The 21,511-nt window shown below is 72.5% G+C and carries 22 protein-coding genes; 6 read left to right on the forward strand and 16 right to left on the reverse strand.

The annotated features are described in order from the left end of the window. Positions 1-7 precede the first annotated feature (7 nt). Positions 8-340 carry a TcmI family type II polyketide cyclase gene (locus ACFC0G_RS27785; RefSeq protein WP_376407879.1) on the forward strand — a complete coding sequence of 111 codons (333 nt, stop codon included), beginning with the start codon at positions 8-10 and terminating at the stop codon, positions 338-340. A gap of 81 nt (positions 341-421) precedes the next feature. Here the strand turns inward: ACFC0G_RS27785 and ACFC0G_RS27790 are convergent, their stop codons facing one another. Together ACFC0G_RS27790 and ACFC0G_RS27795 are read right to left on the reverse strand one after the other, a co-directional pair. Next, a complete protein-coding gene (locus ACFC0G_RS27790; protein ID WP_376407881.1) occupies positions 422-1,471 on the reverse strand; it encodes a methyltransferase in 1,050 nt (349 codons plus the stop codon). A gap of 58 nt (positions 1,472-1,529) precedes the next feature. Then, entirely contained in the window at positions 1,530-2,594 is a 1,065-nt protein-coding gene (locus ACFC0G_RS27795) for a nitrous oxide reductase family maturation protein NosD (protein WP_376407882.1), read from the reverse strand. 187 nt (positions 2,595-2,781) lie between these two features. Between ACFC0G_RS27795 and ACFC0G_RS27800 the strand changes: the two genes are divergently transcribed. Further along, a complete protein-coding gene (locus ACFC0G_RS27800) occupies positions 2,782-4,335 on the forward strand; it encodes an MFS transporter (RefSeq protein WP_376407883.1) in 1,554 nt (517 codons plus the stop codon). A gap of 7 nt (positions 4,336-4,342) precedes the next feature. Here ACFC0G_RS27800 and ACFC0G_RS27805 read toward each other — a convergent pair whose 3' ends face one another. The 6 genes from ACFC0G_RS27805 to ACFC0G_RS27830 form a co-directional block, all read right to left on the reverse strand. Beyond that, a complete protein-coding gene (locus ACFC0G_RS27805; RefSeq protein ID WP_376407885.1) occupies positions 4,343-4,930 on the reverse strand; it encodes a hypothetical protein in 588 nt (195 codons plus the stop codon). Next, positions 4,927-6,102, reverse strand: a complete 1,176-nt coding sequence (locus tag ACFC0G_RS27810) for an ROK family glucokinase (RefSeq protein WP_376407887.1) — start codon at positions 6,100-6,102, stop codon at positions 4,927-4,929. The genes ACFC0G_RS27805 and ACFC0G_RS27810 overlap by 4 nt, the downstream gene beginning before the upstream one ends. Before the next feature lie 37 nt (positions 6,103-6,139). Continuing rightward, entirely contained in the window at positions 6,140-6,934 is a 795-nt protein-coding gene (locus tag ACFC0G_RS27815) for an ATP-binding cassette domain-containing protein (RefSeq protein ID WP_376407889.1), read from the reverse strand. Then, positions 6,931-7,986, reverse strand: a complete 1,056-nt coding sequence (locus ACFC0G_RS27820; protein ID WP_376407891.1) for an ABC transporter permease — start codon at positions 7,984-7,986, stop codon at positions 6,931-6,933. The genes ACFC0G_RS27815 and ACFC0G_RS27820 overlap by 4 nt, the downstream gene beginning before the upstream one ends. Beyond that, positions 7,983-9,002, reverse strand: a complete 1,020-nt coding sequence (locus ACFC0G_RS27825) for a sugar ABC transporter substrate-binding protein (RefSeq protein WP_376407893.1) — start codon at positions 9,000-9,002, stop codon at positions 7,983-7,985. Before ACFC0G_RS27825 ends, ACFC0G_RS27820 begins: the two co-directional genes overlap by 4 nt. An 86-nt stretch (positions 9,003-9,088) precedes the next feature. Next, a complete protein-coding gene (locus tag ACFC0G_RS27830; protein ID WP_376408025.1) occupies positions 9,089-9,817 on the reverse strand; it encodes a GntR family transcriptional regulator in 729 nt (242 codons plus the stop codon). 167 nt (positions 9,818-9,984) lie between these two features. Here ACFC0G_RS27830 and ACFC0G_RS27835 point away from each other — a divergent pair, with 167 nt between their 5' ends. Beyond that, positions 9,985-10,980: a Gfo/Idh/MocA family oxidoreductase gene (locus ACFC0G_RS27835; protein WP_376407895.1), complete on the forward strand. Its 996-nt coding sequence runs from the start codon at positions 9,985-9,987 to the stop codon at positions 10,978-10,980. Positions 10,981-11,044: 64 nt separating this feature from the next. Here the strand turns inward: ACFC0G_RS27835 and ACFC0G_RS27840 are convergent, their stop codons facing one another. From ACFC0G_RS27840 to ACFC0G_RS27850, 3 genes are read right to left on the reverse strand one after another with little or no spacing between them, the layout of a single operon-like run. Next, on the reverse strand, positions 11,045-12,223 hold the full coding sequence (locus tag ACFC0G_RS27840; protein WP_376407897.1) for a cytochrome P450: 1,179 nt from the start codon (positions 12,221-12,223) through the stop codon (positions 11,045-11,047). A gap of 17 nt (positions 12,224-12,240) precedes the next feature. Continuing rightward, the gene (locus ACFC0G_RS27845) at positions 12,241-12,933 is read right to left on the reverse strand and encodes a response regulator (RefSeq protein WP_376407899.1); all 693 of its coding nucleotides are present in this window, start codon (positions 12,931-12,933) and stop codon (positions 12,241-12,243) included. Further along, a complete protein-coding gene (locus ACFC0G_RS27850; protein WP_376407902.1) occupies positions 12,930-14,156 on the reverse strand; it encodes a sensor histidine kinase in 1,227 nt (408 codons plus the stop codon). Before ACFC0G_RS27850 ends, ACFC0G_RS27845 begins: the two co-directional genes overlap by 4 nt. A 146-nt stretch (positions 14,157-14,302) precedes the next feature. Between ACFC0G_RS27850 and ACFC0G_RS27855 the strand changes: the two genes are divergently transcribed. Beyond that, positions 14,303-14,524: a hypothetical protein gene (locus ACFC0G_RS27855; RefSeq protein ID WP_376407904.1), complete on the forward strand. Its 222-nt coding sequence runs from the start codon at positions 14,303-14,305 to the stop codon at positions 14,522-14,524. A 21-nt stretch (positions 14,525-14,545) separates the two neighbouring features. On the opposite strand, the gene ACFC0G_RS27860 is transcribed toward ACFC0G_RS27855, so the two are convergent. The 3 genes from ACFC0G_RS27860 to ACFC0G_RS27870 all read right to left on the reverse strand — a co-directional run bounded on the left by ACFC0G_RS27860 (position 14,546) and on the right by ACFC0G_RS27870 (position 16,583). Then, the gene (locus ACFC0G_RS27860; protein WP_376407906.1) at positions 14,546-14,899 is read right to left on the reverse strand and encodes a hypothetical protein; all 354 of its coding nucleotides are present in this window, start codon (positions 14,897-14,899) and stop codon (positions 14,546-14,548) included. 11 nt (positions 14,900-14,910) lie between these two features. After that, entirely contained in the window at positions 14,911-15,846 is a 936-nt protein-coding gene (locus ACFC0G_RS27865) for a DMT family transporter (RefSeq protein WP_376407908.1), read from the reverse strand. Between the two features lie 128 nt (positions 15,847-15,974). After that, positions 15,975-16,583, reverse strand: a complete 609-nt coding sequence (locus ACFC0G_RS27870) for a dihydrofolate reductase family protein (RefSeq protein ID WP_376408028.1) — start codon at positions 16,581-16,583, stop codon at positions 15,975-15,977. A 168-nt stretch (positions 16,584-16,751) separates the two neighbouring features. On the opposite strand from ACFC0G_RS27870, the gene ACFC0G_RS27875 reads away from it, so the two are divergent. Then, complete coding sequence (locus tag ACFC0G_RS27875) at positions 16,752-17,516, forward strand: SDR family NAD(P)-dependent oxidoreductase (RefSeq protein WP_376407910.1); 765 nt, start codon at positions 16,752-16,754, stop codon at positions 17,514-17,516. Positions 17,517-17,828: 312 nt separating this feature from the next. On the opposite strand, the gene alc is transcribed toward ACFC0G_RS27875, so the two are convergent. Both alc and allB read right to left on the reverse strand, forming a co-directional pair. Then, a complete protein-coding gene (gene alc, locus ACFC0G_RS27880; protein ID WP_376407913.1) occupies positions 17,829-18,947 on the reverse strand; it encodes an allantoicase in 1,119 nt (372 codons plus the stop codon). Positions 18,948-18,950: 3 nt separating this feature from the next. Next, complete coding sequence (allB, locus tag ACFC0G_RS27885; RefSeq protein WP_376407915.1) at positions 18,951-20,285, reverse strand: allantoinase AllB; 1,335 nt, start codon at positions 20,283-20,285, stop codon at positions 18,951-18,953. 334 nt (positions 20,286-20,619) lie between these two features. Here allB and ACFC0G_RS27890 point away from each other — a divergent pair, with 334 nt between their 5' ends. Continuing rightward, positions 20,620-21,429, forward strand: coding sequence for an IclR family transcriptional regulator (locus ACFC0G_RS27890; RefSeq protein WP_024758417.1), 810 nt, complete (start codon positions 20,620-20,622; stop codon positions 21,427-21,429). Positions 21,430-21,511 lie beyond the last annotated feature (82 nt).

A 21,511-nucleotide genomic window follows, 5' to 3' on the forward strand; every position in this document is an offset into this window, starting at 1 on the left:
AAGGTCCATGCACCACGCTCTGATCGTCGCCCGCATGGCGCCCGGTTCGGCGCCGTCCATCGCCGACGTGTTCGCCGCCTCCGACCGTGGCGAACTCCCCCATCTGGTCGGCGTCACCCGGCGTCGCCTGTTCCAGTTCGGCGACGTGTACCTGCACCTCATCGAGTCGGAGCAGGACCCGGCGCCGGCCATCGCGAAGCTGACCGGACACCCCGAGTTCCGGGACGCGAGCGAGAAGCTGTCGGCGTTCGTCAGCGCGTACGACCCGGAGACATGGCGGAGCCCCAAGGACGCCATGGCGCAGTGCTTCTACAGCTGGGAGCGGGACGCGGGTCCCTGATCTCCCGAGAGCAGACCCGAGGCCGCCCGCCCCGCGATCGACGCGGAGCGGGCGGCCTCGGGTTTCCCTCCTGCGCCCCCGTCAGACGGGAACGGTGCACTCGAACGCGTGGAGGTACGCGTTGACCGGCCGGATCTCGCCGATGACGAGACCCGCGTCCGTCAGCCGGTCGACCATGCTCTGCCGGGTGTGCTTCGCACCGCCGACGTTGAGGAGCAGCAGCAGGTCCATGGCCGTCGTGAACCGCATCGAGGGCGTGTCGTCCACGAGGTTCTCGATCACGACGACCCGGGCGCCGGGCCGCGCCGCCTCGCGGACGTTGGCGAGCGCCCTGCGGGTGCTGTCGTCGTCCCACTCCAGGATGTTCTTGATGATGTACACATCCGCCTGGACCGGGATGTCCTCACGGCAGTCGCCGGCCACGACACGGACCCGGGAGCTCAGCGCGCCGCTGTCCCGCAGGCGCGGGTCGGCGTTCTCCACCACGCCGGGAAGGTCGAGCAGCGTGCCGTGCAGGGTGGGGTGCCGCTCCAGCAGACTCGCCAGGACGTGCCCCTGACCGCCTCCGATGTCCGCGACGGAGGAGGCCCCCCGCAGATCGATCAGGTCGGCGACGTCCCGGGCGGACTGCCGGCTCGACGTGGTCATGGCCCGGTTGAACACGTACGCGGACTCGGGCGCCTCCTCGTTGAGGTACGTGAAGAACTCCTTCTCGTACACGTCCTCGAAGGCGTTGCGGCCGGAGCGCACCGCTTCGTCGAGCTTCGGCCACACGTTCCACGTCCACGGCTCCGTGCACCACAGGGCGATGTACCGCAGGCTGTGCGGGTCGTCCTCGCGCAGCAGTCGGGACATCTCCGTGTGGGCGAACGTGCCGTCGGGGTTCTCCGTGAAGACGCCCTGGCAGGACAGTGCGCGCAGCAGGCGCCGCAGTGTCCGCGGCTCGGTCCGTACCGCGGCGGCCAGGTCCTCCACGGTCATGGGCGTGTCGTCGAGGGCGTCCGCCACGCCGAGGCGGACGGCCGCGCGTACGGCGGCGGCGCATGCCGCCCCGAACACGAGCTCCCTGAGCCGCATGGGCGGCGGCGGAACCGGATCGACAGTCGGGGGAACCGGATCAACAGTCGTCATCTGTCGCCTTCTCTGTGCTGTGGCTGTGGTGCCGTGGGTGGGAGAGCGGAGCCGGACGTCAGCACATGCCCGCGGGCTCCGAGACCCCGCAGGTGTTGCCGCGGAAGGTGTTGCCCTTGCCGGTGTCCCGGTTGGCGAGGTCGGCCGAGCCGTTGCGGAGGACGACGTTGTCGCGGATCTCGTTGCGCTCGTTGAGGGCGCCCACGAAGCTCTTGAAGAGCACGATGCCGCCCGACAGCGGCGAGGCGCCGACGTTGTCCACGATCCTGTTCTCCGCCACCAGCGTCTCCTCGGCGCCGGTGAGGACGATTCCCGAGCCCTGGAGGAAGGGCAGCCGGGGGGTCTTGGGGCAGTGCTTGTTGTTGTCGTGGACGTTGTTCCGGCGCAGGGTCATCGCCCCGGCGCGCGGCGTGGACTCGTCGCCCACCACGAACACGGCGGCGCAGTTCCCGGTCGCCTCGTTGCGCTCGACGGTCAGGTTCCGCAGGCGTCGCACGGTGACGCCGATCCGGTTTCCGGACAGGCGGTTGTGGCTGATCACCGTCCCCCGGGCGTCGACGGCGCCCGCCTCCGTGTCGGTGGTGTTGGAGACGAACAGTCCGGCGTCGGCGTTGTCCCGGGCGACGTTGTGCGTCAGGACGCTGCGTACGGACCGCTCCAGGGCGATGCCCCAGTTGCCGTTCTTCTCGGCGGTGACCCGCTGGATCTTCAACCGGTCGGTCCGCGATGCCCACAGGCCGTTCTTGGTGAAGCCCTGGAGCGTCAGCGAGCGCACGGTGACGCCCTCGACGGGCCGGTCGGCCGTGCCGGTGACACAGACGCCGTGGCCGGCCTTGGCACAGGTGTCGTCGGCGGCGGCCGTGCCGGGCACGAGGACGGTGGAGAAGACGGTCGAGCCCCGCAGGGTCAGGTTCGGCGTCGTGATGCGGACGCTCTCACGGTAGGTGCCGGGCGAGAGGACGACCGTGTCTCCGGGCTTCGCGGCGTCCACCGCTTTCTGGATCGATTCGCCGGGCTTGACCCGGTGCACCGTCCGGTGGTCGGCCGTCGGAGCGGCGGCCCCCATCCCCGAGACCGCGAGGGTCACGGTGCATGCCAGGTAGGCGATCTGTCGTTTGGTCATGCGGCGAAGCTATGAGCGGGCCTGCGGCCCCGCCACCGCTGCTCCTCCAGGCGGACCTAGGCATACCTCCCTGCGGTCCACACGATGGGCGTGGCGCGCGGGTCCCGGGGGGAATCGCCGCTTCGCCGTGGAGCATGGGGCCCGCCGGGGGCGCCTCCTCGGTGCGGCGGGCAGGGAAGGGGTTCGGATGCGCAAGTGGTGGCCCTTGGCGGCGATCTGTCTGGGCACCTTCATGCTGCTGGTGGACGTCACGATCGTGACCGTGGCGCTGCCCGCCATGGCCGCGGACCTCGGCACCACGCTCTCCGACGTGGAGTGGGTGGTCGACGCGTACGCCCTGGCCCTGGCGTCGCTGCTGCTCGGCGTCGGTTCCCTCGCCGACCGGATCGGCCGCAGGAAGGTGTACCTCGTCGGGCTGGTCGTCTTCACCGCGGCGTCGGTGGCGTGCGCGGTCGCCCCGGACGCGGGTGTGCTGATCGGCGCCCGGGCGGTGCAGGGAGTGGGCGCCGCCGGGATGTTCGGTACGACGATCGCCCTGCTCGGCATGCACTACAGCGGCCGGGACCGGGGGGTGGCCTTCGCCGTGTGGGGCGCCACCAACTCGGTCGCCGCGGCGGCCGGGCCGGTGGTCGGCGGACTCCTCACCCAGTACCTGGACTGGCGGTGGATCTTCTTCGTCAACCTGCCGGTCTGCCTGGCCGCCGTCGTGCTGACGCTGCGCTCGGTGCGAGAGGCCAAGGGCCGGGGCCAGGGCCGGCAGCGTGCGGACGTCCTCGGCATGGTCACGTTCACGGTGGCGAGCGCGGCCCTGACGTTCGGGCTGATCCGAGCCCACTCCGACGGCTGGACGGCCTCCTCCACGCTCGGCCTGTTCGCGGTGGCGGCCGCCGCCCTCGCCCTCTTCCTCGTGGTCGAGACGCGGCACGAGGACCCCGTCCTCGACCTGTCGCTGTTCCGCAGGCCGTCGTTCTCCGGCATCATGATCAGCGCCCTGTTCCTGCAAGGCGCCGCGTTCGCCTCCCTGCTGTTCGAGTCGCTGTGGATGCAGTCCGTACTGGGGTACGAGCCCGTCGAAGCCGGTCTGTACATCCTGCCCATGTGCGCCGCCGCGTTCCTCGCCTCGGCGCTCGCGGGCCGCTTCGGTCCCTGGCCGCCCCGGGCGACCATCGGCGGGGGGCTGGCGCTCATCGCCCTGGGTTCCGCGATGCAGGCCACCCTCGACGCGGGGTCCACGGGAAGCAGCCTGGTGGCGGGCCTCCTCGTCGCCGGACTGGGGGTCGGGCTCGTGACGCCGAGTCTGCCGGCGGCGGCCCTGGCCACGGTGCCGCCGGAGCGCGGAGGCATGGTGGGCGGTGCGGTCAACACGTTCCGCCAGTTGGGCTTCGCCCTGGGGATCGCCGTGTTCGGCGTGATCTTCCAGTCGCGGATCGAGCGGGTGCTGACGGCCGACGGCAGTGTCCCGGACCCGCACGGGGCGGCCGTCGCCCTGAGCGGCGGACAGGCCCGGGCGGTCCTCGCCGCCTGGCCGGAGGGCGAGCGCGCCGAGCCGGCACATCTGGTCCGCGAGGCGTTCGCGTCCGGCCTGAACGGGGTACTGGTCGTGGCGGCGGCGCTGGGAGCGGTGGCCTCCCTGATCGTCGTCGCGACCGTACGCGTCCCGGCGAGCGGCACCGAACGGCCGACGCCGGAATCGGGCCCGACCCCGCACGACCAGGAACCGCGAGCGGACGCCGCCCTGTAGCGGCGGGTCAGGGGCTGGTGGCGGAGACCGCGTAGACGCGGGGGAACGCCGGGTCCGTGAGGTCGACCGTGATGTCGGTGGTCGGGCGCGGTTCCTCCCGTTTGACCGTGGTGCCCGCCCAGGCCATGCCGTCGGCGAAGGCCCAGCCGGCGATCTCGGCGTCGCGGTCGCCGACGGTGATCCGGCCGGGGGTGAGCTGCGCCCGGGCGGTGCCGGAGTCGGCGAGGAAGGCGTCGAGGCCGTAGGCGTCCGTCGTGAACTGGACGTAGAGCCTGCTGGTCTTCCAGTTGCTGGTCTCGTAGTACGCGACGTCCCAGGCTCCGGCGGGGATCGGGACCTCGAAGACCCGGCGCTTCATCTTGGAGGGCGGGTTCGTCTGGAGGCCTGCCGCGGAGGACTCGCGTTCCTTGTCGCGGCCGCTGTCGCGGCTCTGGCCGGCGGAGACCAGGAGGTAGCCGGCCGGGATGCCGACGAGCAGCACGATGATGACGGCCGTGAGCCAGCGGCGGCGGATCATGTGCCGCCGCTCCTCCGGCAGCTTTCCGTGCGGCGAGTGCGGCGAGTGGGGCGGTGGGGACGGGTGGGGCAAGGTCATGAAGAAGGGTCCTCGGGGGGGCGGGCGGTCCGGCCCGAGGTCCCGCTGCGCAGGGCCTGGGCGTAGCGCTCGTACCGTTCGTACCGCTCGACACGGCGCCGGTTGGCGCGGCGGAAGCGGCGGGCGACGAGCCGGGCGAGGTCGGCGGCGCCGACCATCCCGGCCTCGGGGCCGAGCTGGGCGCGGACGATGCGGGCCTCGGGGCGGTAGCCGCGGCCGGTGAGGTGGCGGCGGAAGGCGTCGCGGGCGGGGCCGATGAGGAGGTCGTCGGCGGCGGAGACGCCCCCGCCGATGACGAAGCAGGAGGGGTCGAGGGCGGCGGCGAGGTTGGCGATGCCGACGCCGAGCCACTGGCCGATGTCCTGGAGCAGTTCGATGCTCATGGCGTCGCCCTCGCGGGCGAGCTCGGTGATGAGCGGTCCGGTGATGTCGGAGACGTTGCCCTTGACCCGCTCGATGATCTCGTACGCCACCGGGGAGTCGGCGGCGGCCAGCTCGCGGGCCTCGCGGACGAGGGCGTTGCCCGAGCTGTACTGCTCCCAGCAGCCGCGGTTGCCGCAGGGGCAGCGGTGGCCGCCGGGCACGACCTGCATGTGCCCGAACTCGCCGGCGACGCCGTACTTGCCGCGCTTGACCTGGCCGTCCTCCAGGATCGCGCCGCCGATGCCCGTACCGAGGGTGATCATGACGAGGTGGTCCTCGCCGCGGCCCGCGCCGAAGCGCCACTCGGCCCAGGCGGCGGTGTTGGCGTCGTTGTCGACCATGACGGGGACGGCGAGGCGGCCCTGGAGGGCGTCCCGGAGGGGTTCGTTGCGCCAGGCGAGGTGCGGGGCGAAGAGGACCCTGGCCCGGTCGGCGTCGACCCAGCCGGCCGCGCCGATGCCGACGGCGTGCACGTCGTGCCGGTCGGCGAGGTCGAGGACGAGCTCGACGATGGTGTCCTCGACGACCTTGGGGCTCTTCGACTTGTCCGGGGTCTCGGTGCGGAGCTTCTCCAGGATGTTGCCGTCCGCGTCGACGACCCCGGCCATCACCTTCGTACCGCCGATGTCGATGCCGACGGTCGGCACGCGGGGTGCCGTCAGGTGGGAGCGCCGCTCCCGGGTCCCGACGGTCCGCAGCACGGTGCCCCGGGCGGAGCCCCGGTGGGTGAGGTCGCGGTAGGTACTCATCGGTTCCGATTCTGCCAGGTGGCGTGTGAAGCGGCCGTTACGTGGCGGACGGGCGTTCCAGTTCGTGGCGGAGGTCCTCCAGCTCGGTGCCGCCGGCCATCTGGCGGGTCAACTCGTCGAGGGAGATGGAGTCCTTGGTGTGGCTGCCGGCCATCACGCCCCGCTTGAGCAGGACGAAGCGGTCGCCGACGAGGTAGGCGTGGTGGGGGTTGTGGGTGATGAGGACCACGCCGAGGCCCTGGTCACGGGCGGCGGCCACGTACTTCAGGACGACCCCGGACTGCTTGACGCCGAGCGCGGCGGTCGGCTCGTCGAGGACGAGGACCTTGGCACCGAAGTGGACGGCGCGGGCGATGGCCACGCACTGGCGCTCGCCGCCCGAGAGGGTGCCGATGGGCTGGTCGACGTCGCGCAGGTCGATGCCCATGCGGAGCAGCGCCTCGCGGGTGGTGGTCCGCATGAGGTCGACGTCGAGCCGCTTGAAGGGGCCGGAGCCCTTGGTGGGCTCGGAGCCGAGGAAGAAGTTCCGCCAGACCGGCATGAGCGGGACGACGGCGAGGTCCTGGTAGACGGTGGCGATGCCCCGGTCGAGGGCGTCGCGCGGGTTGGCGAGGGTGACCTCCTCGCCCTCGATGCGGAAGACGCCGGCGTCGTGCCGGTGGAGCCCGGCGACGATCTTGATGAGGGTGGACTTGCCCGCGCCGTTGTCGCCGAGGACGCAGGTGATCTCGCCCGCGTCCACCCGCAGGGAGACCCCTTCGAGGGCGCGGATGTTGCCGTAGTACTTGCTGACGTCGTCGAGCTCGACCAGCGCGGTGGTTTCCGTCGTCACTTGGTGGCCTCCACGCGCTTGCGGATCCAGGCGTTCAGCAGGGTCGCCAGGAGGAGCATCGCTCCCAGGAAGAACTTGAACCAGTCCGGGTTCCACTCGGCGTAGACGATGCCCTTGCTGGTCATGCCGAAGATGAGGGCGCCGACCGCCGAGCCGATGGCGGAGCCGTAGCCGCCGGTGATCAGGCAGCCGCCGATGACGGCCGCGATGATGTAGATCAGTTCGTTGCCGACGCCTTCGCCCGACTGGACGACGTCGAAGGAGAAGAGCAGGTGCTGGCCGGCGATCCAGGCGCAGAAGGCCACGCCCATGTAGAGGCCGATCTTCGTGCGGTAGACCGGGACGCCGACCGCGCGGGCGGCGTCGGCGCCGCCGCCGACGGCGAAGATCCAGTTGCCGAAGCGGGTGCGCAGCAGGATCCAGGTGGCGAGGGCGACGAGACCGAGCCACCACAGGATGGTGACCTTGAGTTCGACGCCGCCGATGGTCACCTGGGAGGCGAAGAGCTTCCGGGCGGAGGGGAAGCCCTCCATGTCGGCGATGGTCTTGGTGGAGACGGTGCCGCTGATCAGCTTGGTCAGGCCGAGGTTCAGGCCGGTCAGCATGAGGAAGGTGCCGAGCGTGATGATGAAGCTGGGCAGCTTGGTGCGGGTCAGCATGAAGCCGTTGAAGACGCCGATCGCGAGGGTGGCGAGCAGCGAGACGCCGACGCCGACCCAGACGTTCGCCGTCAGCTGGTAGCTGACCATCGAGGAGATGAGCGCGGAGCTCGTGACCATGACGCCGGCGGAGAGGTCGAACTCGCCGCCGATCATCAGCAGCGCGACGGGGACCGCCATGATGCCGATGGTGGAGGCCGCGTACAGCACGGTGCCGAGGCTGGCGGCGCGCAGGAAGCTGTCGGCGGCGACGGAGAAGAAGACGAAGACGGCGATCGCGCCGACGACCGAGCCGAGCTCGGGGCGGGCGAGGAGCTTCTTCAGCGGGCTGGTGCGCAGGAGCCGTTCGTCGACGTGGTCGATGCCGTCGGACGGCGGTGCGGTGGAACTCATCGGGTACCCCGCTCCGCGTACTGCTTGAGCGCGCCCGCCTGGTCCTTGGTGATGATCTGGGGGCCGGTGAGCACGGGCTTGCCACCGCCGAGGACGTCGGCGTTGTAGCGGTACAGCCAGAGCAGGTCGACGGCCTCGTACCCCTGGAGGTAGGGCTGCTGGTCGACGGCGAAGCCGAGCGTGCCGGCCTGGAGGGCGGTCGCGACCTTGGCGTTGAGGTCGAAGGTGTCGATCTCGGCCGTGCTGCCCGCGCTCTTCGCTGCCTGGACGGCGGTGTCCGCGAAGGGGGCGCCGAGGGTGACGACGGCGTCGATGGCCTTGTCGGACTGGAGCTTGGCCTCGATGGAGGCCTTGACGTCGGGCATGTTGGTGCCGTCGACGTAGAGGTTCACGAGCTCGCCGCCGAAGGTCTTCTTCGCTCCGGCGCAGCGCTGCTCGTGGCCGATGTTGCCCTGCTCGTGCAGGACGCAGAGGGCCTTCTTCTTGCCGCGCTTGTCGAGTTCGTCGCCGACGGCCTCGCCGGCGACGGTCTCGTCCTGGCCGATGTGGGTGAGGGCGCCGTAGGCCTTGGACTGGGCGGCGCCGGAGTTCACGGTGATCACCGGGATGCCGGCCTTGACGGCCTTCTCGACGGCGGCCTTCATCGCGTCGGGCTTGGCGAGGGTGACGATGAGGCCGTCGACGCCCTTGGCGACGTACGAGTCGATGAGCTGGGCCTGCTGCTGGGCCTCGTCGCTGTGGGCGTAGAGGAAGTTGATGTTGTCCTTGACGGCGGCCTGCTTGGCGCCGTTCTGGACGATGTCCCAGAAGGTGTCGCCGTCACCGGAGTGGGTCACCATGGCGAAGGTCCAGCGGGGGGTGTCGACGGCCGCCCTGCCCTGGGCCGCCGCGGCCTTGCGGGCGTCCTCCGCCCGCTTTCCGCCGGTGCTGCTGCACCCCGCGAGCGCCCCTGTGAGCGCGAGCGCGAGCACGGCGCCGATGACGGCCCGTACCCCTCCTGTCCGAAGCCTGGTCACGAGGCCGTGCCCTCCTTTGTGTCCTTCTGCGTGCATTGCAGTATCGGTCATGCGGGTCGTGGCACTTGTCAGCGGGGCCTGTGTGGTCAGGGGCGGACCATCAGCTGGAGCTCGAAGGAGTAGCGCGCGGCCCGGTAGACGTGCGAGCCGTACTCGACGGCGCGGCCCGTGTCGTCGTAGGTGGTGCGCTCCATGGTGAGCAGCGGGGCACCCTCCCGCTCGTCGAGGAGCGCGGCCTCCTCCGGGGTCGCGGCGCGGGCGCCGATGGACTGGCGGGCGCTGTGCAGGGTGAGCGCGGCGGAGCGGAGCATCCGGTAGAGGCCGGTGGTCTCCAGGCGCTCCGTGTCGGGCTCCTCCGGTGCGAGGAGCCCGGCGGGCAGGTGGTTGCGCAGGTACGCCATGGGCTCGCCGTACGCGGTCCGCAGCCGCTCCAGGTAGTGGACGTCGCTGCCCTCCGGTACGCCGAGGGCGGCCGCGACCGGTGCGGTGGCGGGTTCGAGCCGGTTGGTGAGGACCCGGGTGGCGGGGCGGCGGCCGGCGGCCTCCAGGTCGTCGTAGAGGCTGCTGAGCTCCAGCGGGCGCCGGACCCTGCTGTGCACGACCTGGGTGCCGACGCCGCGGCGGCGCACCAGGAGGCCCTTGTCGACGAGGGACTGGATGGCCTGGCGGACGGTGGGCCGGGAGAGGCCGAGGCGGGTGGCGAGCTCGATCTCGTTGCCGAGGAGGGTGCCGGGCGGCAGCGTCCCGTTCTCCACCGCGCTCTCCAGCTGTCGGGCCAGCTGGAAGTAGAGCGGGACCGGGCTGGTGCGGTCCACGGAGAGCGGAGGCAGGGGGGAGCCGGACTGCTTGGACACGGGGGGAGCGTAACCGGGCGCGCCGATGACCGGAAGCCGACGGCGGGGAGCGGATGACAGGACGTCGTGACGTCCGGATGTCCTGACAAATCCTTGACACGGGGGGCGTACCGCTCCACGGTGGGGCCATGCGCATCGGACTCATCGGTACGGGACGGATCGGGAGCTTCCACGCGGGGGTGCTGGCCCGCCACCCGGAGGTCGAGTCGCTGGTCGTGGCGGACGCGGACGCGACACGGGCGGCCGGGGTCGCGGGGGCGCTCGGGGCGGAGGCGGCGCCCGACGTGGCGGCGCTGCTCGGGCACGCCCTGGACGCGGTGGTGATCGCCTCGGCGACGGCCGCGCACGCGGAGCTGATCGCGCGGGCCGCCGGAGCGGGTCTGCCGGTCTTCTGCGAGAAGCCGATCGCGCTGGACGTGCCCGGCACGCGGGCGGCGCTGCGGGCCGTGGCGGAGGCGGGCACCGAGCTCCAGCTGGGGTTCATGCGCCGCTTCGACACGGGGTACCGGGCGGCGCGCGAGGCGGTGCGGTCGGGGCGGCTCGGCCGGCTGCACACCGTACGGGCGGCGACGTCCGACCCGGAGCCGCCGCCCGCCGCGTACCTGCCGCTCTCCGGCGGGCTCTTCAAGGACTGTCTGGTGCACGACTTCGACATCGTGCGGTGGGTGACCGGCCGGGAGGTCGTGGAGGCGTACGCGACGGGCTCGGACGCGGGTCCCGCGATGTTCCGGGAGGCGGGGGACGTGGACACGGCCGCCGCGCTCCTCACCCTGGACGACGGCACCCTGGTGACGGTGACGGGGACCCGGTGCAACGGCGCCGGGTACGACGTACGGATGGAGCTGGCGGGCGAGCGGGACCAGATCGCGGTGGGGCTCGACGACCGGACGCCGCTCGCCTCGGTGGAGCCGCAGGGGCCGCCGGCGCCGGGGAAGCCCTGGCAGGGCTTCCTTGAGCGCTTCGCCCCCGCGTACGAGGCGGAGCTCGACGCCTTCGTCCGGCTGGTGCGCGGCGAGGCGGCCAATCCGTGCGACGGCGTAGAGGCCCTGGCGGCGCTCCGGATCGCCGAGGCGTGCGAGCTCTCGCGCCGGGAGCGGCGCCCGGTGCGGGTGGACGCCTCCTAGGGAGTGTCGGGGCGGCGTCCGGTGCGGGTGGACGCCGCGTAGACGGTGTCGGGGCGGTGTCCCCTCACCACCGGACCGGGAGGTGGCGGACCCCGCGGATCAGGAGGCCGGGCACCCACTCCCAGGGGTCGCCCTCGGGGTCGAGTTCGAGCCGGGGGAAGCGGTCCAGGAGGGTGCGGAGGGCGATCCTGCCCTCCAGGCGGGCGAGCGGGGCGCCCAGGCAGTAGTGGATGCCGTGGCCGAAGGCGAGGTGGCCGCGGGTGTCGCGGCGGATGTCGAAGCGGTCGGGGTCGGGGAAGCGGGCCGGGTCGCGGTCGAGCGCGCCGATCCCCACGAGGACGCTCGCGCCCGCCGGGATCTCGGTGCCGCCGAGGGTGACGGCCTCCCGGGTGAAGCGGAAGGTGCTGGTCTCGACCGGCCCGTCGTACCGCAGGGACTCCTCGATCGCCCCGTCGAGGAGGCCGGGGTCGGCGCGCAGGGCGGCGAGCTCCTCGGGGTGGGTGAGCAGGTTGCGGACGGTGTTGGCGATGAGGTTGACGGTGGTCTCGTGGCCGGCGATGAGCAGCAGGTAGGCCATGGCGCGGAGTTCGGGACCGGAGAGCCGGTCGCCGTCCTCGTCGCGGGCGGCGAGGAGGCCGGAGAGCAGGTCGTCGGCGGGGCCCGCGGCGCGCTTGTCCTCGATGAGTCGGTCGAGGTAGCCGCCGAAGCCCGCCAGGGCGCCGAGGAGGCCCTGCTCGTCCGCGGGGGCGACGAGCTCGTTCGACCAGTGGCGGAAGGTGTCGCGGTCCTCGGCGGGGACGCCGAGGAGTTCGCAGATGACGGTGATCGGCACGGGGAAGGCGTAGGCGTCGACGAGGTCCGCGCGGCCGGCCGGTTCCATCGCGTCGGCGAGTTCCTGGGTGAGCCGCTCGATGCGGGGGCGCAGGTTCTCGACGCGGCGGCCGGTGAACACGCCCGCGACCAGGCGGCGGAGCCGGGTGTGGTCGGGGGCGTCCGCCCCGAGGAGGTGGACGCCGATGACGTCCTCTTCCGGCGGGCGTACGCCGATGACGGACGGGGACTTGGCGAGGCGCGGGTCGGCGAGCGCGGCGCGCCCCTCCTCGTGGCCGACGACCAGCCAGAACTGGAAGCCGTCGGGCATGCGGACCTCGTGCACGGGTCCGGATTCGCGGAGCTTGGCGTAGTAGGGGTACGGGTTCGCGGTGAAGTCCGCGCCGTACTCCCCCAGTTCGATGACGGACATCCGTGCAGACTATCCGACTACTTCTCCTCCTTCTCGTCGTCCAGGAGGCCCGCGTCATGGACGAGGAGGGCGATCTGGACGCGGTTGTTGAGGCCGAGTTTGGCGAGGATGCGCGAGACGTGCGTCTTGACCGTGGGGACGCTCATGTACAGCTCGGCGGCGATCTCCGCGTTGGAGCGGCCCCGGCCGACGGCGACGGCCACTTCCCGTTCGCGTACGGCCAGTTCGGCGAGGCGCGCGGTGATCGCGGCGCGCCGCGACTCCACCCGCCGGTCCGGCCGGTCCGGCTCTTCCGCGACATGGGTCATCAACTGGCGGGTGACGGCCGGGGAGAGGACCGGGTCCCCGGCGGCGACCCGGCGGACGGCCGCGACGATCTCGGCGGGCGGGGTGTCCTTGAGGACGAAGCCGGCGGCGCCGGCCCGCAGGGCGCGCAGCACCTGCTCGTCGGCGTGGAAGGTGGTGAGGACGACGACCTCGGGGGCGCCGGGGAGCGCGCGGAGGCGTTCGGTGGCGGTGAGTCCGTCGACGTGGGGCATGCGGATGTCCATGAGGACGACGTCGGGGGCGAGCCGGTCGACGAGTTCGGGGACGTCGCGGCCGTCGGAGCCCTCGCCGACGATGTCGAGGTCCTCGGCGCCGCCGAGCATGAGGGTGAGGCCCGCGCGGACCAGGGGGTCGTCGTCGATGATCAGCAGCCGGATGGTCATGCGGGCCACGGTAGCCAGGCGTGGAGGGCGAATCCGCCGTCGGGGTCCGGTCCGTGCTCCATCCGGCCGCCGGCGAGGGCTGCGCGCTCGGTGAGGCCGATGAGGCCCTGGCCGGAGCCGGGGACGTGCGGGACGGGGCCGGCGGGGGCCGGGTTGTGGACGGTGACGGTGAGGCCCTCGCCGGGGCGGCCGCTCACGGTGACGGTGACCTTGGTGCCGGGGGCGTGCTTGCGGGCGTTGGTCAGGGCCTCCTGGGCGATGCGGTAGGCGGTGCGGCCGGTGGAGGCGGGGACGGCGGGCGCGTCATCGGCGGTGTCGACGTCGAGGTCCAGGACGACGTCCGCGCCGGCCTCGCGGGACTCGGCGACGAGCGCGTCGAGGGTGGCGAGGGTCGGCTGGGGGCGGTCGCCGCCGCCGTCGCCGTTCTCCCCGGGGGCCCGCAGGACGCCGATGATCTCGCGCAGGTCCTGGAGGGCCTCGTGGGCGCTGTCGCGGATGACGCCGGCGGCGCGGGTGATCTGCTCGGGCGGGGCGTCGGGCCGGAACTCCAGGGCTCCCGCGTGCACGCTGAGCAGCGTCAGCCGGTGGGCGAGGACGTCGTGCATCTCGCGGGCGATGGCCTCGCGGGCGAGCCGCTGGGCCTGGGCGGCGCGCAGCTCGGCCTCGGCCTCGGCGCGGCGGGCGCGCTCGCGGAGGGCCTCGACGAGCTGGCGCCGGGAGCGGACGAGCATGCCCCAGGCGGTGACGAGCAGGATGAGGACGAAGCCGAGGACGATCGAGATCCCGGCGTTGAGGGTGGGGTCGGGGCGGACGAAGACCTGGACGGTGGAGGCGGCGACGGCGAGCGCCCCGAGCCACGCGACCTCGCGGAACGGGCGGCGGACGGCGACGCTGAAGAGGCTCGCGAGAACGGCGCCGCCGGCGACCGGGGCGACGATGCTGACCAGGGAGAGCGCGACGGAGAGCCCGACGGGCCACCGGCGGCGCAGCCAGAGCGCGCAGCAGGCGGCGGCGCCGACGAGCTGGTCGAAGAGGATGACGGGCTCGCTGCTGTACTCCGCGCCGGCGTCGGCGGCGACGAGGCCGACGAGGGCCGCGAGGAGGAAGAGCAAGGTGTCGACGATCCAGTCGCGGACGGTACGGCGGGGCCTGGCCGCGCCGCTCTCGCCCGGTTCGACCAGGTGGGAGGGGAGCAGCCAGCGCTGCCGTTCCGTACGGGTCATATCGGCAATGTACGCAGCCGGGGGCCCCGCACGGGTGAGGTGCGGGGCGGGACGCTACCGAAGTCGCACAGGTCGATACTTCGGTAGCGGTGGCCGTGGACCGGAGTCGGACGCGGCCGGGACCGGGGCCCGTTCATGATCGAGTCATGAAGAAATTGCTGGAGGCCGTCGGATTCCTGCTCGTCGTGTTCGGTGTCTGCGGAGCGATCCGCGAGCTGACGGACGGCTGGTTCAAGCTGATGGGGCTGACCCGTTTCCTGACCGACAACGTGTGGTTCATGGAAGGCCGGGAGCTGTTCGTGAACATCGTGATCGCCGTCCTGGGCCTGGTCCTCCTGATCGTGTCGGACCGGGTCCGGAAGTCCTGACGGCCGGCGCGCTCGGGGCGGTCAGGCGCTCGCGGTGTCCAGTCGGGTCACCTCGGCGCGGTGCTCGGCCAAGCGGTGGGAGACCGAGCCGCTGGTGAAGAGGACCGCGCCGATCACGGCGACGGGGACGGAAGCGCCGATGATCCCCACCAGCTGGGGCCAGTCGCGCGACTCGACGCAGGCCTTGTCGTGGACGTACTCACTGGTGATGAGCGCGGGGCAGGAGTTACTGCTGTCGCCCGGCTCGAACGGGGTGAGGAGCAGCACCCCGAACCAGACCCACAGCAGTGCTGCCACGGTGAGGAGGCCGAGGCCCCAGCCCTGGGTGCGCCGGGCGCGGGCGCGGAACGCGGTGTCGTAGGCAAGTGAACGCATGATCGAAGAACCTACCGGGCACCCTCGTCGGCCGTGCGGCGGCCCCAACTGGTGCCTGCCAGAACGAGGATCGCGCCCGCGAGGCCGAGGACTCCGGGGCGGTCACCGGCGAGGGCGATGCCGGCCGCGGCGGCCCAGAGCGGCTCCGTACCGAGGAGGAGGCTGACCCGGGACGGGGAGCTGCGGCGGACGGCCCACATCTGCACGAAGAAGGCGAAGAGCGTGCAGAAGACGGAGAGGAAGAGCAGCCCGGCCCACTCGCGGGGACCGAAGTCGAGGGCCGTGGCCCAGGGCGAGGCGCCCGTGCCGGGGAAGGCCGCGATGACGGCGAACACGGCGACGGCGGAGCCGAGCTGGACGGTGGTGAGGGAGAGCGAGTCGGCCGACCGGACCGCCTTGATCCGGGACATCGCCAGGACGTGGACGGTACGGGCGAGGGCGGCGAGCAGCATGAGGAGGTCGCCGAGGGAGGGGGCGGTGAAGCCGCCGCCCTGGGTGAGCAGGACGACGCCGGTGACGGAGAGCGCGGCGGCGGTGAGGAAGGCGCGGGGCGGCCTGACCTTCGTGACGGCGGCCTCGGCGAGCGGGGTGAAGATCATGGTGAGGCTGATGATCAGGCCCGCGTTGGTGGCGGAGGTGTGGACGACGCCGTAGGTCTCCAGGAGGAAGATCCCGCTGAGGATCAGCCCGAGGGTGGCGGCGCCGCGCCACTGGGGCGCGGTGAGCGCGCGCAGCTTGCGCCAGCCGGCGACGACGAGGACGGGCAGCACCACCGCGAACCGCAGCACGAGGACCGCGATGACGGTGTGGGTGGTGGTGATGCCCTTGGCCGCGAGATAGCTGGCGCCCCAGACGACGGCGACGAGCAGGACGGGCAGGTCGGTGAGCCAGGCCCGGCGCGGGGCGCCGAGGGACACGGGGGCGGCGATCGAAGACGAAACCGACATTGCTGGCCGAATCTCCAACTGTTGGGGCGGGGTGGAGACTTCGGCGGCTCGCACGCGGAGCGATCACCGTACCCGGGCGGGCCTGTGGTGGCTACACCTTTCCGCGACTCTTCCCTGGTCAGCAGCCGTCAGTAGCTGCCGTAGGTGGGACGCCCGGCGAGCTCGTACGTGTGGAGGGCGACGCCCGAGCCGGTGGTGCGGGTGTCCGTGAGCCGGAAGGAGGTGGGGCGCACCCCGTCGGAGAAGAGGCGGCGGCCGGAGCCGAGGACCACGGGGAAGACGAGCAGGTGGAGGGTGTCGATCAGGTCGTGGTCGAGCAGGGTCCGGGCGAGGCCGGCGCTGCCGTGCAACTGGATCTCGCCGCCGAGGCTCTCCTTGAGGTCGGCGACCTCCTTGACCACGTCCCCGCGGAGCAGGGTGGACCCGGTCCAGTCGGCGGATTCGAGGGTGGTGCTGGCGACGTACTTGGGGAGGCCGTTGAGCTTGGAGGCGATGGGGTCGTCGGGGTTGTCGTGCCGGGGCCAGTAGCCCGCGAAGATCTCGTACGTGCGGCGCCCGAGGAGGAACGCGGTGGGGCGGGTGAAGACGTCGGCCATGTACTGACCGAAGTCCTCGTCACCGAACGGCACGGACCAGCCGCCGTGCTCGAAACCACCGCTGGGGTCCTCCTCCGGACCGCCGGGGGCCTGGTGGACGCCGTCGAGGGTGAGGAACTGGGTGAGGCTGAGCGTGGCCATGGCGGGTGCCTTTCTCGTCCTGTCCATCGTGTCTCACCTCTTCCGACTCCACCGCTCGGCGGAACTCATCGGCGACCGGGTCGGCGTCCGATTCATGCCAGCGGCCGGCCGCCCCGCCGACTTTCATTGAACCCGCAACAACTAAGTACTTCTCACGGAGGTTTCGGGATGTCCACGATGAACAGCACGGCGAACGGCGCGATGGACGGCACGGCGGTCCTGGTGACGGGCGGCAGCCGCGGGATCGGCGCGGCCACGGCCGTCCGCCTGGCCCGGGAGGGTGCCGACGTGGCCTTCACCTACGTACGGGACGAGGCGGCGGCCAAGGAGGTCGCCGCGCGGATCGAGGCGGCCGGGCGCAAGGCGTTCCCCCTGCGCGCCGACGCGGCCGACGCCGGGGACGCGGCGGGCGCGGTGGAGTGGGCGGCGGACGCGCTGGGCCGGCTCGACGTCCTCGTGAACAGCGTGGGCGCCGGGGTCCTCGGCCCGCTGGAGTCGCTGACCCTGGCGGACGTGGACCGGGTCCTCGCGGTGAACGTCCGCGCGGCCTTCCTCGCCTCGCAGGCGGCGGCCGGGCGCCTGCCGGAGGGCGGGCGGATCGTCACGATCGGCACCTGCATGACGCAGCGGGTGCCCGGGCCGGGCGGCACGCTGTACGCGACGAGCAAGGCGGCGCTGATCGGCCTGACGAAGGCGCTCGCGCGGGAGCTGGGCGGGCGCGGCATCACGGCCAACATCGTCCACCCGGGCCCGATCGACACCGACATGAACCCGGCGGACGGACCGTACGCGGGGGGCCAGGCGGCCATGACGGCACTCGGCCGCTTCGGCACGCCGGACGAGGTGGCGGCGATGGTCGCGTTCCTCGCGGGCCCGGAGGGCCGGTACGTGACGGGTGCCGAGTTCGCGGTGGACGGCGGCCACGCGGCGTAACCCCGCGCAAGGGTGCCGCTGGGCCGTCGTGTCGCCGAGTACGCGTACGGCCGACGAGTGAGCCGAAGGGGCGCGCCGGGGGAACAGGGTCGAGCGCGCGGAGCCCCCGACGAAGGAGGGGGCGAGCACGGGCGACCCCGTGAGCCCGGCTGAAGCGCCCCGGAGGCGAACCGAGCCCGAAAAGGGGGGTTACGCGAGGGCGCACCGTGCTGTCGGGTCGGTGCGCCCTCGCGGGCCGGGCGGGGTGTCGTACCCGCCCGGTTCAGGGGAAGGCCGGTCGGGCCGGCCCCCCGGTTCTCGGGTGTCCTGCCGTCAGCCGCCGAGCTCCTGGTGGCGGGCGGTCAGGCGGGCCGCTCCGGCTTCGGTGAGGGAGCCGAAGAGGCGGAGGCGGGAGATGCCGCCGTCCGGGTAGATGTCGATCCGGATCCGGGAGCCGACCGCCGGGGTGTCGAGGACGAACCGGTGGTTGGTGTCGGGCTGGAGGCGCGTCCGGGGCAGGATCTCGGCCCAGTCCTCGGAGCCTTCGGCGGCGACCGAGAGGGCGGCCCAGCCCGCGCTGTTGCCCTTGAGGTAGGCGGTGTCGATCTCTACGGCGCGGATCTCGGACTCGGCGACGAGCTGGTAGCGGATCCAGTCGTTGCCCTTGTCGCGGCGGCGGCGGGTCTCCCAGCCGTCGTCCATCTTGCGGGAGCGGCCCGGCTGGATGGTGTTGGTGGCCGGGGAGTAGAAGCGGTCGGAGGCGTCTTCGACCTGGCCGCCGTTCTCCAGGGCCGCGAGGTCGAAGGTGCCGAGGACGGCCAGCCAGCGCGGGTCGGGGGCCACCTCGCCGTAGACGCGGAGGCGGGCGATGCCGCCGTCGGGGTGCTGGTTGACGCGCAGGTGCGTGAAGCGCTGTTCGACGTCGACGGCGAAGCCGTTGGCGGCGTGGCCGCCGACGGCGGTGCGCGGGACGAGCGTCGTCCACTTCACGTCGTCGGCGAGGAGTTCCTCGGGCGAGGGCGAGCCGGCGACCGAGGTGGCCTCGACGGAGACGGCCTGCGGGTAGTTGCCGCGGAAGTGGGCGGTGTCGAGGACGATGCCGCGGACGACGCCGGGGGCGCCGAGCCGTACGAGCGCCCAGTCGTGGTCGTCCTCGGTGGGGTGGGGCTGCTGGGCCGAGACGCCACGGCGGCGGCGGGTCTCCCAGCCGTCCATGATCTTGCCCTTGTGGCCGAAGTGCTCGGGGTCGAACTCGGCGGGCTCGGGCTTGAGCAGGTTCTCGCGCTCGGCGAAGAACTCGTCGTTGGCCGCGACGACGCCCGCGCCGAGGCGCCGGTCGGCGAGGTCGGCGTACTGGGTGAAGGGGAAGTCGGCCGTGCGGTAGTCGGCGTACGGGTCGCCGCCGCCGTAGGGGCTGGCGTCGCCGGTGAAGGAGGGTATGCCGGTGCTCACGGGTCAGTTGTTCCTTTCGAGGAGGCGGCCGGTGGGGTCGGCGAGGGTGCCGTGGTCGACGATCCGCTCTCCGCGCAGCCAGGTGGAGGCGACGACGCCGCTGAGGGTCTTGCCCGCGTAGGCGGTGATGCGGTTGCGGTGCTGGAGCTCCGCCGGGTCGACGGTGAAGGTCGCGTCCGGGTCGATCACGGCGAAGTCGGCGTCACGGCCGGCCTCGATCGCGCCCTTGCGGGAGAGGCCGGCGAGCCGGGCCGGGCCCTCGGACATCCAGCGGACCACGTCCTCCAGGGAGTGGCCGCGGCGCCGGGCCTCGGTCCAGATCGCGGGGAGGCCGAGCTGGAGCGAGGAGATGCCGCCCCACGCGGACGCGAAGTCCGGGGTCTTCAGGTCGGCGGTGGACGGGGAGTGGTCGGAGACGATGCAGTCGATGGTGCCGTCCGCGAGGCCCTGCCACAGCGCGTCCTGGTTGGACGCCTCGCGGATCGGCGGGCAGCACTTGAACTCGGTCGCCCCGTCCGGGATCTCCTCGGCGGTGAGGGTGAGGAAGTGCGGACACGACTCGACCGTGATCTTCACGCCCTCCGCCTTGGCGGCGGCGATCAGGGGCAGCGCGTCCGAGGAGGACAGGTGCAGGACGTGGACGCGGGCGTTGAGCCGGCGTGCCTGGTTGATCAGGTTCTCGATCGCCGTGTTCTCGGCGTCCCGGGGGCGGGAGGCCAGGAAGTCGGCGTACTCGGTGGAGGACTTCTGCGGGGCGGCCGCGAGGTGGTGCGGGTCCTCGGCGTGCACGATCATCAGGCCGTCGAAGCCGGAGATCTCGGCGAGCGAGTTGGCCAGCTGCTCCTGGTCGAGCGACGGGAACTCGTCCACGCCGGACGGGGACAGGAAGCACTTGAAGCCGTAGACGCCGTCGTCGTGGAGGGGGCGCAGGTCCTTGACGTTGTCGGGCAGCGCGCCGCCCCAGAAGCCGACGTCGATGTGCGCCTTCGCGCGGGCGACCTCCTGCTTGACCCGCAGGTTCGCGACGGTGGTCGTCGGCGGCAGCGAGTTGAGCGGCATGTCGAGCAGGGTCGTGATGCCGCCGGCGGCGGCCGCGCGGGTGGCGGTCCAGAAGCCCTCCCACTCGGTGCGGCCGGGGTCGTTCACGTGCACGTGGGTGTCGACCAGGCCGGGCAGGACGACGTCGTCGCCGACGTCCTCCAGGCGGGCACCGGCCGGGACCTCGGCGTCGTACGGCAGCACGGCCGCGATCGTCCCTCCGGAGACGGCGATCGACGCCGGGCGCGTCCCCTCGGGGGTGATGACGCGAGTCGAGCGCAGGACCAGGTTGACGTCCACCCGTACCCCTTCTTCGAGCGATTCACTGAGGAACCGGCAAATTCAACGAACTGTTGAAGGAGTCTTCACTTCCGGACGACATGTCGTCAAGGGCACACTTCCAGCATCGGCCGTCGACGAACCCGACTTAGAGGTTTCCACAAAGTGGAATGAGAATTCCGTACAGTAGAACGTAGCTCCACACATGTGGGGCGGAGCCGGACCCCGCCGAGCCCTCCACGACACCGGACAAACACCCCCTGACCGGCCCGTACGCCGGTACCGGGACCGGGTGCCCCGGCCGGTGGCCCGGTAGGCTGCTGACTTGCCCGCCTGCCTCGAAAGGACCGTTGACGTGCCGACGTCCAGCGCCAGCACCACCGACGCCGCCAAGCCCGCCGCCGCGAGCGGTGGCGTCCAGTCCCTTGAGCGTGCCTTCGACCTTCTTGAGCGGATGGCCGACGCCGGGGGCGAGGTCGGGCTGAGCGAGCTCTCCGCCAGCAGCGGACTGCCGCTCCCCACCATCCACCGGCTGATGCGCACCCTCGTGGCCTGCGGCTACGTGCGCCAGCAGCCCAACCGGCGGTACGCGCTCGGCCCCCGCCTCATCCGGCTCGGCGAGTCCTCCTCCCGCCTCCTCGGCACCTGGGCCCGCCCCTTCCTGGCACGGCTCGTCGAGGAGACCGGCGAGACGGCCAACATGGCGCTGCTCGACGGGGACGAGATCGTGTACGTCGCCCAGGTGCCGTCCAAGCACTCGATGCGCATGTTCACCGAGGTCGGCCGGCGGGTCCTGCCGCACTCGACCGGCGTCGGCAAGGCGCTCCTCGCGCACACCCCGGCGGAGGAGGTGCGCGCGCTGCTCGCCCGTACGGGCATGCCGGCCGCCACCGAGAAGACGATCACCACGCCCGACGGCTTCCTCGACGCCCTCGAAGCGGTACGCGCGACGGGGTACGCGGTCGACGACAACGAGCAGGAGATAGGAGTCCGCTGCCTCGCGGTGCCGGTCCCCGACTCCCCCACCGCCGCGGCGATCTCGATCTCGGGCCCGGCGGGCCGCGTCACCGAGGCGGCCACGGAGAAGATCGTCCCGATCCTCCAGCAGGTCGCCCGCGAACTCTCGGCGGCCCTCGCCAACACGACGGGCAACGGCCAGGGCTGAGCCCGGAGCCCCACCGCACACACGGAAGGGGGGGCGGCGCCCCCGCGCGGGGGGGGGGGGCGCCCGGGGGTGGGGGGGTCTG

The organism is Streptomyces sp. NPDC056169, assembly GCF_042268445.1.
GTDB lineage: Bacteria > Actinomycetota > Actinomycetes > Streptomycetales > Streptomycetaceae > Streptomyces.

Bases quoted from the DNA above. Each gene is read 5' to 3' on its own strand.
- ACFC0G_RS27835 (WP_376407895.1), top strand. From the start codon at position 9,985: ATGCGCATCGGACTCATCGGTACGGGACGGATCGGGAGCTTCCACGCG.
- ACFC0G_RS27805 (WP_376407885.1), bottom strand. From the start codon at position 4,930: ATGACCTTGCCCCACCCGTCCCCACCGCCCCACTCGCCGCACTCGCCG.
- ACFC0G_RS27845 (WP_376407899.1), bottom strand. From the start codon at position 12,933: ATGACCATCCGGCTGCTGATCATCGACGACGACCCCCTGGTCCGCGCG.
- ACFC0G_RS27875 (WP_376407910.1), top strand. From the start codon at position 16,752: ATGTCCACGATGAACAGCACGGCGAACGGCGCGATGGACGGCACGGCG.
- ACFC0G_RS27860 (WP_376407906.1), bottom strand. From the start codon at position 14,899: ATGCGTTCACTTGCCTACGACACCGCGTTCCGCGCCCGCGCCCGGCGC.
- ACFC0G_RS27855 (WP_376407904.1), top strand. From the start codon at position 14,303: ATGAAGAAATTGCTGGAGGCCGTCGGATTCCTGCTCGTCGTGTTCGGT.
- ACFC0G_RS27795 (WP_376407882.1), bottom strand. From the start codon at position 2,594: ATGACCAAACGACAGATCGCCTACCTGGCATGCACCGTGACCCTCGCG.
- ACFC0G_RS27810 (WP_376407887.1), bottom strand. From the start codon at position 6,102: ATGAGTACCTACCGCGACCTCACCCACCGGGGCTCCGCCCGGGGCACC.
- ACFC0G_RS27785 (WP_376407879.1), top strand. From the start codon at position 8: ATGCACCACGCTCTGATCGTCGCCCGCATGGCGCCCGGTTCGGCGCCG.
- ACFC0G_RS27850 (WP_376407902.1), bottom strand. From the start codon at position 14,156: ATGACCCGTACGGAACGGCAGCGCTGGCTGCTCCCCTCCCACCTGGTC.
- ACFC0G_RS27820 (WP_376407891.1), bottom strand. From the start codon at position 7,986: ATGAGTTCCACCGCACCGCCGTCCGACGGCATCGACCACGTCGACGAA.
- ACFC0G_RS27790 (WP_376407881.1), bottom strand. From the start codon at position 1,471: ATGACGACTGTTGATCCGGTTCCCCCGACTGTCGATCCGGTTCCGCCG.
- ACFC0G_RS27800 (WP_376407883.1), top strand. From the start codon at position 2,782: ATGCGCAAGTGGTGGCCCTTGGCGGCGATCTGTCTGGGCACCTTCATG.
- ACFC0G_RS27865 (WP_376407908.1), bottom strand. From the start codon at position 15,846: ATGTCGGTTTCGTCTTCGATCGCCGCCCCCGTGTCCCTCGGCGCCCCG.
- ACFC0G_RS27870 (WP_376408028.1), bottom strand. From the start codon at position 16,583: ATGGCCACGCTCAGCCTCACCCAGTTCCTCACCCTCGACGGCGTCCAC.
- ACFC0G_RS27840 (WP_376407897.1), bottom strand. From the start codon at position 12,223: ATGTCCGTCATCGAACTGGGGGAGTACGGCGCGGACTTCACCGCGAAC.